The organism is Streptomyces sp. NPDC026515 (assembly GCF_055567595.1).
The window spans coordinates 42,304-55,028 of sequence record NZ_JBVHQD010000037.1 but is presented as its reverse complement, the minus strand read 5'-3'; the positions used below and the strand labels follow the sequence as shown (position 1 = coordinate 55,028).

At 63.1% G+C, this 12,725-nt stretch carries 1 protein-coding gene; it reads left to right on the top strand.

Annotated features, from left to right (window positions below):
- Positions 1–155 precede the first annotated feature (155 nt).
- Complete coding sequence (locus tag ACZ4O3_RS42245; protein ID WP_467727685.1) at positions 156–12,575, top strand: hypothetical protein; 12,420 nt, start codon at positions 156–158, stop codon at positions 12,573–12,575.
- Positions 12,576–12,725: the final 150 nt, after the last annotated feature.

Genomic DNA, 12,725 nt, shown 5'->3' with positions numbered 1-12,725 from the left:
ACAACGAACTCAACACCACCCGCAACCACACCACCACCCGCACCACCACACCCGCCACGGGGCGTGTCGCCCCGTCGAGAGTCGGGCCGGAAGGGCCGGACGACCTCTTCCACATGCGACCCGTAACCGCCGCGGACGGGTACGGCGGTGCCGCCGTGCACGGCATCCCCCCAGAGGACATCACGGCGAAGGACATGACCGGGGATGTCGCCGCCGAGGACGGCGGCTGGCCCGGCGCCTCCCTGACCACCCACCCCATCACCACCAAAGCCGACTTCGACTCCGTCCTCCACCGCACCCCCGGGACGGCACCCGCTGGTGGGGCGACCTCCCGAACCACCACCGACCCGAGCACCATGTCGCGCCCTGGCACGAGCAGCACCTCAGGTGGCGCAGCTCCCCCCGCTGACGGCGATGGCGCACAGACCCCAGCGAGAGCCCACCGCCCCGTCGAACAACACGGTATCCGCACCACCGGCGGATCCGGCCCGTCCCGCACCACCGCAAGAACACCCGCAGCCACGACCACGAACAGCCCCAGCCCCGAAGCGGACCCCAATCTCGACCGCACCAGTCGGGGCGACGACAGCCCCACCGGCATCGGCCACCTCACCCGTGACGGTGGTCTGCCCGGTTTCGAGACAAAAGCACCCTTGGGCGACAAAACCTTGCCCTCTGGCCCCTCCAACGAGGCGGGCCCGGAAATGCCACAAGTCCGCTCGGCCCCGCTCATGCACACCTCTGCCAGCAGGTCCCGCACCGTGCGTGGCAGACGCGTGGCCGCGGATGCGTTCGACAGGCTCCACAGTTGGTACAGCGAGCAGTTGGCTGCGTCTGGAGACAGCACGCTCAGGCGGGTCATCGAGACCGCGGCCTACAAGGCCGGACATGTGTACGGCGACAGTGTCAGGAACGCCATCCTTGACGTAGCACACCGCGTGGGCGAGGACGGGCTGAGCTACACCGAGAAGCTCAGCCAAGCCCTCGAAAGTGTCGCGGACACCCTCGAGGAAAGTCTCGGAGGTCAGGACAACACCATCAGACTTGCTCAGATCACCACTGGCTTCATCCTCGTCGGTGGCCCTGCCCATGTACGCGATCAAACGATTGCAGACCTTGATCGGGCCGCTATCGGCCCTGGCATCATCGCTTCCGGTCCTGCCGACGCGCCTTCGAAACGGCCCGCCTGGGCGATCACAGACGCCGCGACAAGAACGGCGGCGGGATCATCCGGCATGCCCGCCACACCGCCAGGCGTGGGTCACTTCGCGTCGAGCATGAGCCCGACGGACCTCACAGAGGCGCAACGACTCGAGCGAATGCTGAACGACGAGTTTCATATCCGTTTGGATTCCGGAGCCGGAGTCTGGGCAGTGCTGGCGGACAACCCGGGCACGCCGGTCAACGAGACGGCCAAAATCCAGGCACTACCTTGGGGCCTGCAACAACTGCAGCAACTGGTCGATGCCTTGAGGAACTACGAACCACTCCTCGGCCCCCGGCGGCGCGCCGAAAGGGCCCCACAAGAGGTTCACACTGTTGGACTGGTGACCAGCGGAATACACCAAAAGGCGGCAGAGCCTCGCATCCTGGGACAGTTCTTCCCGAAACAAAAATTGATCAACTTCTACGCCCAGAGCAACTCGACGAACGCGCCGGGTCGGCTTGCAGGGATCGCCGTTCACGAACTGTCTCACGCCCTGGCCGAAAGAGAATATTTGTCTGTATTCAAAGAGCGATTCCGGAACGGAGTAGAAGATCCACTGGAGGACGGGCTGGAAATCGCAGCAACCCCCAGGAGGGACTTCGAACTCACCATCACGGCTTTCCTGACTCACCAGTACTTCTGGAGGGTGAAGCCCAAACATGCGGCTGCAGTCAGGGAGCTGATCGTAAATTACCCTGACGTATTTCGTCGAGTAGGAAACGAAACGCCATCACAGGCGGGCAAACGCATCGCGGCAGCGCTCGATCACACCGTGCAATGGTTCGGCACGCGGGCAGGCGCTTGGACCCCGGACGGAAGGCGAAACGAGGCAATAGAATCGCCGATCACCGACTATGCGAAAACAAACGCTTCTGAGGATCTCGCCGACACCAACAAGTTTGGCCGCTACGCACCTCAATATCTGCGGGAAAATGCACCACTCCGGGCCAATTTCGTATCCTGGATGAAGAGCGACTGGTCCACGATCGGAAGATTTGGCAGACTGGCCGCCGCCGTGATCCAAATGGATGGTTCCACAGGCGGGACTGCCAGGATCTACGCACGTGCCGCAACCGCGGTTGCGGCACGGAACAGAGAATTCGTTCCTGACACGCAAGAATTCATGAACCGGTTTTCTCGATTGTCGGGACAGCCGGATGATGAGGTCGTCGCTCTTCTGGCGGGGCAGGACTGGTCCGGTTACCAGGTTGCGGACGGGCTGAACCTCGCAGTGGCGACGTTGGGAGTACGACTTCGGCTGCCCAACAGTATCGGTGATTTCGTTTCCGATCTTGAGATACATGCGGCGTTGGAGCGACAGGCCCTGGCCGGATATCCCGAGCCGGAGCCGCAGGAGGTTGCTCAGGAGATTGCCCATCAGCACGCGCTTGCGGCGCGAATGTTCGGGGAAATATGGGACCAGAGGCTGGGCAAAGGACTTCCGCTGCCCGACAGCTCCGTATTCCTGAGGATGGTCTTTGACGGATTCTTGGATCTCAGCAATCACGATGTGTATGAAGGTGCCCTCTTCAGTCTCTTCGGTGCTAGCGAAAACTATCAAATCGTTGCCGTTGATCGCTCATATGCCACGCAAGCGGCGGATCTGCCGCGCCTTATTCTCGAGACCCGTCAGGCGCTCCCCCGCCGCATCAGCCCGTCGGTGTCTGATCGGGAGATCAGCGCTGTACTGGCTCGACATAGCCGACCGGGGCAAACTCCTGCGCCTCTGTTCGCAGCCCAGGACATCCAGCAGCAGCGTGATCTGCTGGCCGGGATGTTCGAGGAGGAGTGGCACGCACGTGCGGCTCGAGGGGAACACCAGCTCGATAGCCACAGGGTTCTGCATTCCGCAACTCTCGCTGTCACCGACCTCACCCAGCCGCACTACCACCACAGTCTCCGCGAGATCCTCCGCCAGGCTCCAGGAACCAACCACTTCCTGGCCTCATCACTGGCCAATGTCCCGCGCACTCTCATACTCACCCGCTTCGCGTTGGGAGCCGTGGGCCTTCCTGCCGTCACCGACACCGAGATCATTGCCGCCGCCGGCCGGGCCCCACACCTCGAACCCGCGCATCTCGCGCGCAAGCTGCTCGCAGCCCTCCCCCACCGCGCATCCCGGGTCGGCACACAGCCCGAGATCGCAGTGGCACACAAAGGTCGTATCCAGACCAGCCACGCACTCATGGGCGACGACGGAGGTGCCGGCCCGGATCCCGTCCACCAGCTCGAGCAGGCCCTCGAACCCGGTGCGGAAAAGGCCACGAACGGGGCCCGTGATTCTGGGGCGAACAGTGACCGGGGGCGAGTCGCGCCAGCCGCAGGTTCCCGATACGGCGACCCGATCTCCCGCGGCGTCAACAAAGTCGCCGAGCAAACGCCCGGCACCCTCCCTGCCCTCAGCAGCACCACCCACCCCCGACCATCTGATGGGGACCAGCAGGAAGGGCCCAGCACCTCCGCACCTCGCACCGCTGGCACCACAGAGTCGCCCTCGGTCCACGACCACCGCCTGCACCACACGCTGGCCTACATTCAGCGCCAAGGAATACGGCCGCACGTCCGCATCGAAGACAGCACCGTCGCAGCCCACCCCCTCCCTCATCGCGAGCACTTCGAACAACTCGTCGCCGACGTGGACAACGCTCTGCACCTCCACGACACGCCCGATCACGCCGCCGCCGAAGCCGCCATCCATCAATTCCGACAGGATTTTCCTGAGGCATCAGACCGGCGCGGCGGACTGGGCGGTGGAGGCTCATCAATTGAAGCCGAGATCAACAATGTCCTCTTCCCCCGTCCCCGCGTGCAACTGTCGGAAGACGCCGGGGATCTTCTTGCCACGGGACCCGGCGGAACGCGAATCATCACGGAAAGCAAGGCTCTCTATCTCGGGAGGGGAGGCGATATATATCGAACCAGAGAGGGCGCCAAGGAATCGGGGGGAACAGGAGAAGAACGAGAATTTACCATTCTGGAAATAATCCCCGGCATAATGGACAATATTCCGGGCGAAATGTACGAAAACCTCGAAGACGGGATCAATCTTTACGCTTCCCTGGAACAACGACTTAAGACTCATGTCGACAACGTGCTCCTCGCGGGCGCGCCCCACCCAGGCATACCCCTGAGGGAAATATTTCCGCGCGAATCGGGCTGGAATCTCACACCCATCGGCAAGCGGATGTCCGTGACTTCACGACCTATAGGCGACCCAGGAGGTGCGCACGTTCACCACAATATCGGCGTCCCTCTCGCCGGACTTCCAAGTTTTCTATCGGCAGTGCATGACGGAACCTGGCGCAACGAATCATACGGCTATCTCACGCAACGCCATTTGAGTGACGCCCTGGACTTCGCCACCAGGGTCGCGGGTCGGTACATGGCGTTCCTGGCAACTGGCTCCGTCCCTGACGTCGTCCCCGACATGAGCCATTTCGTCAATGCACCATTGCGCGATGTACAGGAACTCCGGGGCGTAGTCGCGCTCCACTACATCGTAGGGGCTGTAATTGTTAACTCAGCCAGAGATATCCACGGGAGGCTTACGAAGGCGCATGCGGCTGTCCTGCCGCGGCACGAACCCGATGACTTGTATATGAGCCTCAATCCACGCGCCCGATGGTTTCTCTCGCATCATAGCGAATCCATTATGCGCGAGTTCGAGAGCATTATCGATCATCGAGTTCCGGATCCGACACGAAGCTCTGAATCGGCGCTGGACATCGGGATTCCCGGCGATTCCGAGCTCAAATTGCGCGATTATTTCCTGAGTGGCCTGACGGAAAACCACCCGTCCAAGGTCCATATGAATGACATCATGAAGACGTACATACTCGGCGACCTTGATCGCATCGGTTTGACGGTACCCGGAACAAGCCGGAATGTGACGGTCGAACGGGCGGTCATAGAAGTCCGCTCATACGGAGAACGTCTCGTCCAGGCCGACGGGATGCGCGCCCATCATCTGCGCCTGACAAACCTGGCCTCAATCGCACACACCCAGACGTTGGAGATGTACAGGCAGGAAGCATCTCAAGATAATCCACACCGTCGAATACTCCTAGACGTCAGGGAGCGCCTCGGAGCGAACCGCAACCGTCTCACCTCCAACCCGATGGTCTACAAGGTGGAGGCACCCGACCTCGCCGACCAGCTCACAGCAGCCCTCGCCGACGCGCGCGCAAAAACCCACCCGAACCCGAAGGAGATCGCCCTTCTCGAAGCAGCCCTCGAACGAGCACGCCCCACTCCTACCACCGAAGTCGCAGCCGGCAGCGGCCTGCACGGTTCCGAGGACGCCTTGCGTACCCCGGACATCCCCTCACCCCGCGCCACCAGTGTCACCCCGACCACTCCCGGAACCGGCCTCGCCGACTTCCCCACCGAACTCGTCCCAGGTCACGTTCCCACCCCCGGCAGCACACCGCTGGCCTCCCCCAACACCTCACCCGTCCCCCACACTGACAACTCCCGCCTCCCCGCCGGCAGACAAGCACCACCACACAGCGCGGAAACCTCGCGGAAGGGGCCGGTGGCAACAGCCGCAGAGGCCTTCGACCCGACACCCGCCACCACGACCGCCGACGCAACCGGCCCGGTAACAGGCCCCGACCGCACGCGCGCCCAGCGCGGGACACCGCACCCAGATCACACCGGAGCGGACGCGGTGGGGGACGACGCGTTCGCCGACGCTCCCGCGGTGAACGGGGACCGGGTGGCGGCCGGGCCATCCGACGAGGTGCATATCCCCGTCGACGGCAGCGTCCCGGTGCCGCAGCATCCGGAACCGACGCTGTTGCCGTCTGCCGCGTCGACCGCCGGGCACCGGCTGTCGCGGGACGCGGACCTCCTCCATGAGGTCAACGTGAAACTGCGGCGGATGGGGCACGCCGCGGTGCCGGCCGCGAGGATGGAGGCTGCCCGTGCGGTCGTTGAGGCCGGTCGCGGGGCCGCCTTCACCAGGACCGGCCTCAAGGCGCAGGCCGATCAGCTCGCCGTCCACCTCGTCCGGTCCGCGCATGCCGAGTTCCCGGACAGCGTTCGGGTTGCGGACCTCGTCGACGACGGATCGGGTACGCCGGCGCCCGGCAGGCGGCACGCTCCGGATGACCTGCCTTCCGCGGGCACACGGCCGGATACGGACCCGGCGGAGGCTCTCGCCGAAGCCCGCCGCGACTTGGCCGCCGCCCAGATGGTCCGGGACGAGCTGCAGGCGCGGTACGTCAACGGAGTCGGGACCTCGGCGGAGGCCGACGGCGCGCGGTACGCCGAGTCGCGGGAGGAGGTGCGACGGGCCGAGGCCATGTTGGAGCGGGCTGAGGCGCACTGGTCGGAAGCGACCGGTGGCGCACCGCTCCCGGAAGCTCCGTCGTACCGCGGATACGGGCTCGGCGGAGGTGCACCTCGCCTGCCGAAGAGGCTGCGTTCGTTGCTGCCCGGCGGGGGCCGGACCAACGCGGTGTCTCCTGCTCCCGAAGGAATCGTGCAGTCCGTGCAACATGTTCCGGCCGCAACCCACACCGTCATCGGCCTCGCAAAGGGGCAGACCGGGCATGTGCTGGTGCCCAGCGGTCAGGATCTGACCGTGGCACGGTGGCTGGACGATCCTGCGACGGCCTACGGGAGGCCCGCCGGCAACGGCAGGGACGCCTACGCGAGCGACCTTCAGAGCCACCAGGATGTGCTCGACAAGGCACTCGCGCATGCCGGTCACGACTCCGCGCTGCGACCGGTCCTCCTCCGGCAGCAGACGTCCCTCCAGGAGAACATCGCACTGTTCCACGCTCTGGAAGGCCGCCACGAGCTGCGGAAGCTGCGCATGCCACAGCTCGCGGCGGTGGTGATGGCCGAGCGCAGGGCACTGCGCGGCCTGGCCGCGGACTCCGACCAGTTGGTCGCAAAGCTCCGCGGCGACCGGTGGGCCTGGGCCAAGGACTACCCGCTGGAAGGCGGGGAGGCCGACGAGCTCGTCGCGGCGGTCCACCGGCACCTGCGCGAGGACCTTTCGCTGACTATCAATGTCGACCTGAAAATGAAGATGCCGGACGGGAGCACGCTGCTGGACTCGATGACCGGGGGGCGGCACCTGCTGCGCAACGCGTGGGAGACGAAATCGGCCGACGCCGGCTATCTCGTCACACGCGGCCAGGCAGAGGAAGCGCTTGGCCTGCCGGCATCCGTGAAGCGCACGAGGGAGGCGTCCGGCAACTACCCCGGTACGCCCGGCCAGGCGTTCGCTCCCACGCCCGAGGACATGGCGGACCTGCCGAACTACGCCGCCCTCAACTCAAAGTACCGGCCACGCGGCCTGCCGCAGTACGGCATGGCCGTCCTGCACCTGAAGCGCGACGTGATGCAGCGGTCCACGTTCACCCCCTGGGACAGTTTCAGGGAAGAGTCCTCGGGCGCACGCAGCGTCACCGGGCACAGCAACATGCTGCCACTGCTCATCCACGGCCCCGAGCAGCTGATCCGGCTGGCCTTCGCCGAGGCGACCGACTTCCGGTACGACAGTGCCTTTCGTGCCCTCCGTGACGCGGGCACCCTGCCGGGACGCCTTCGCGGGTACTTCGAAGCGCAGATCCACGGCGGTGTCGAGCGGGACGCGCTCGACCGTGTGGTGCTCCTGGACGACGGACTCGACCCGACGGTGCATGAGCACAAGCTGCGGTTCGAAGAGTTCGCCCGTGACAAGAACCTGTCCATCACGGTCGAGCTCCATGACACGCGTTCCGGCCCCGCTCCCGCCCACGGCGCCGCAGCCGACAGGTCCAGGGCCGCCGTCCGGACGGAAACTGCCACCACGGCCACCGACGGCACTGACCCAGGAAGCAGGCACGGCCACACCAAGGACGGCCGCCGCATCGCGGCCGGTCACCTCACCACCGACGACATCGGCCTGCCCGGCTTCGAGACCCGTCTGCAGGGACCCGACACCGCCTTGGCCCGCATCCCGGACACCCCATCGAGCCCACCCAGCCACAGTCCCACCGACCTCGCACGCGACACATTTATCGCCGTCACCACCTACAACGAGCTGGTCGGACTGCTTGGCTCACCTCTTCCCGACCCGACCAAAGTCATCGGCATCATGAAAGCGGCAGCCGCCACAGCACGAGCCGAATTCGGTCACGACATCGCCGACGCCATCGCGGAAGTCGCCGCCATCATTTACGACCACGGACTCGGCCACAGACTCGAACTCAAAAAAGCCTTCATCAACCTTGCGCACCTGGCCGAAGAAACCCTCGGCAACCAGCGCAACTCCATCACTGTCTCCCGCAGGACAGCCGAGTTCCTTCTCGTCGGCCACCCCACCCGCACGCTCGGGGGAGCACGCACCAAACATCCCGGAACCATCCAGCACACTGACTCCGTACCCGTCACCACCGATTACGAACAGAACAACACCCTTGGTTCGCAGCATAACGGTGATCAAAATGCAGAACCCCCCGGCAGAGAGGAAGGCTTAGTCAACTCCCCAGAGCCCTTCGATCCTCTTTTTGACGGCGTGGAGGAAGAGGATGATCCGGTCAGCGCCGAGGAACTCTTCGATCCTTCTGCTGATATCAATGACGACGAGACTACCGTTTTCCACCTTCCCGACCTGCACGCCCCTCTGCCGGGATCCGGATCTCAGTCCTCACCCGCCTCGCACGTCCATGCCCCCGTCCCAGCGCTCGCAGTGTCGACCTTCATCGCCCCCGCCGGCACTCAAACAATAAACACCCTGGGCCCTCTCGCACACGAACGATGGATCACCGGCCAGGTCGAGATGGGATTCATCAGCCGCGGAAATATACTCGACCCCCTGGCAGGTGAGGATGCCCAGGATCTATACGGCGTCATCGCACAGAACCCCGAAGCATCTGTCGGCGACGTGTACGAGTACATCCGCAACACGTACGAAATAGAGCTTGACCCGAATGAGATCCGCATCCTCCGCCAGCGGTACCACTTGGAGGTCTATGCCCGTGTCACGCTCGATCTCGATACCGACATCTATCTGGCAGCCGCCCGCAAATATGCTGCCGTTCACAACGGCAGCATCCATGACATCTCTTTCTCACATGTCGAGAAAAACGTCGATGGCAATAACGTCGCCCTTGGAATATGGCTCCACCGGATCCGCAGCAACAAGATATCTATCGAGCCAGTCGTAGCCGCCGAACTCGACCGCCTCAACTTGCGCCGAGAACCCAAATATAGACCAAAAATACCCATCTCCCTACTATTGAAATCCGCCGAGAAAATTTATCAGGAAAAGGGAACTCTCAGATACGTCGGATATTCAGATGTCGTAAGGATGGCCGACCTGGACGTCACTGTCGGACGATGGCTTCATGGTATTCGCCGACACGGTAGGCAAAGCACCCATCCGAATAGGCGGATTATTTTGAATAAACTCGACGCGATGGGCGCGAACTGGACCGAAGCGGGTGGCAGGATTCGCCTATTCCTGGATGCTGCACGCCAAATTTACGAAAGAATAGGAACCATCGAAAACGTGCCGGCCAGCCATTTCGAGCGGGTGTCCGGTGAGAGAGTCCCCGTCGGGCAATGGCTGCACGGAGTGCGCCAAAGGGGAAGGACGAGCCCTAACCCGCGCCGGCAAGCGGTACTGAACGAGCTTGACGGAATGAAAATGCGCTGGGAAAAACTGGACAAGACCGCACTCCTATTGGAGGCCGCTCGTAGAGTCTTCAACAGAGAAGGAACTCTGGCAAATGTCACCGCCAATCACATTGAATCAGTTTCCGGCGAGCCGCTCCAAGTCGGACAATGGCTCTTCCGGATACGCCGAAAGGGGAGGGAAAGTGAGGACTCTGCATGGCAAATCGTACTGGACGAGCTTGACGGAATGAAAATGCACTGGGGAAATTCGAATGATGAGTCAACTGCACACGGCGACAGGCTCGAATCAAACACCCCAAAGAAGCGGAGCACCGCCCCGACTTTTTCCGAATATGAATTCACCGCAGCCATCAAGCATTGGTATTCTCTCCACCCCAAAGAAGTTCCCAAACAGCGAGCTTACCAGGATATCGGAGTCAACGGTAAGTCGAATTTGATTAAGTTCGGTCCGCGCCTCTATGACACTATTAAAAAGGCCTCCAAAGGGAGGGGGACGGGAGTGGTGTCGCGCGAGATTTTCAATATTCTCAGCGACAACAAGCACCCGGGCGTAGTTCACCTTACAGCGAAAACCGAGGCCGAGAGTCGGATCACCCATGCAGGAGTATCCCGCGTTCGACGATTGCCCGATACCGCTTCGGGCGGGAAGAGCTCCGAAGGGGCACGCCCACGCTTTTCGAATGAGGAGTACAGTGAAGCTGTTGCAAAATGGTACAGCCTAAACCCCGACCGAACTCCTACGCAGCGAGCTTTTCAAGACATCGGAGTCAGCGGTAAGTCCAATGTTATAGATTTTGGACCACGCCTTTACTCTACTATTCGATATGCCACCAAGACGAAGAAACCTGGAGTGGTGCCGCAGCGGGTTTTTGACATCCTCAGCGACAACAAACATCCGAGTATAATCCACCTAGTACCCGATGGTGTAGCAGAAAATAGAGATCGCAGCTCCCTCGAGCCCCCCGTTCAGTCTGTCGCTCCAGAGTCGGCAACAGGGTCTGGGTCCGGGGTGGCGCGGGGCGGCCAGAGCGGGTCGGCTGGTAGTGAGAGTGTGTTCACGCATTTTGTGTTCTTGAAGCTGCCCAATTCCGCGGGGCCATCGTTGTGGGAGGTATCGTATTTCTCCGACGGCAGTGTCAAGTTGTTCAATCCTCATACCCTGGAGCAACTCGGTGCCGCCCCGGAAGGGACACGCGTTCTCGATGCATTGGACGAGAGCGCCGACGAAGTAATCGCGGACCCTCCACCGGCCGTCCCGTATCCGGACATCGCAGCCGATGGGAATTGTCTCTACGCAACTCTCCTAACTCTTCTGAGGGAGGACGCAGGCCCGGCTGGGGTACTCCGGTTGCGGGCCCGTCTCGCTAACTGGATGCGCGCCAATGAACGCGAGGTGCAGCCGTGGATCGACCAGTGGCAGTTCGGCAGCGTGCGTGTGAGCTACACCGACGTCCTGCGCACCATCACCACCGACGGAGACTGGGCCGGAAGGGCCGGCGATCTCGTCGCCAACATCGCGGCCTCGGCTCTCAACGTCCAGCTGGGTATCAGGATCGTCGACCGCTACCGCGGCCGTCTGCGTGCCTACAACGTCATCGCCTACCCCATCCCACTCAGCACACCCCAGCCACCGCCGACCCATCACCTCTACATACGCCTGCAGGGCAACCACTACACCCCCCTCGACTCACAGCTCGCCACCCACCACACGGATCCGTCACACACAGCCGGACCACCCACCGCCCCCGAAGACACCGCCACGGAACCAGAAAGCGCTCCCTACGACACCCCTATGGACTTGGGCGGCGACTTCGACTGGCTTCTGGGCCACCAAGACCTTCAAGAGCCCCCCGGACAGGACCACTTGTTGGCCGCCCCCGAGCCATACAGCACCGCGGATCAGCCCCAGCCCACGTCTTTCCTCGACCTCCTCCACACGGTGCAACCTGAGCCCGACGCCAACTTCACCCCCCACACACCCGCCTCATTCAGCCTCGACTCCACCCTGGACTTCTCCGCACCGCTCAACCCCATGGGTCACATCACCAACAACGACAACGACCACATACCAGAGGACCTGCAGGCCACCGCGTTCCTCAACTCTCTGCTGGCCCTTGCGGACAATACTCCGGCAGAGTCCGCGACGGATGCATCCACCAACTGGCCCGCGCCGAATCTTCTGGGCGACTTGCACGACCCCACCCTGCTCGCCGTTCTTGCCTCCCTGACCGGCTTGTCGGACACCACCGTGATGCACAACATGAACGTAGCCCCGGGTACGCAGGCACCGCCTCCCGCAACCTCCGCGGCCGGAGACCACCATCCCGAGCCCACGTCCGATCCGAGCGCTCACTACCGCAATCCGCACATATACCGGGTCCAAACCCCTGATATCCGCGAGCAACTCCAACGAGCCCTCGACCGGGCCCGCGCATCGAACCCCCGCAATGAGCAGGAGATCACAATCAATGAGAGGGAGATCTCAGGCCTCGAGAAGGCCCTGAAACGAGCACGGCCCACAGCAGTCCGAGACACCTCCGAGACCCCGACCGGCCACGCCCTGCCTGAATTCAGCAGTGCCCTCCGTACACCGGACACCTCCCCATGGCAGGGCCCTGAGTGGGAGGCCGGAGCGACCACGGCACCAGTACCCGTCACACCCGAGACCACCACCGGCGCACCCGACTCCGACTCCGGCCTACCGGGCTTCACCACAATCCTCCGTCCCTAATCGGGCGACACGACCTCGGCCGCCCCCGAGTCAGCAGTCCTGGTGGGCCAGCCGACGCCGAGGTCGAGGAACGCTCCGCCAAGGATGTCTCTCGTGGCTACGGCGGTCAGCTCATCCATGCCGAGCGGCTGTCCCTCCCCTCGTAGCGTG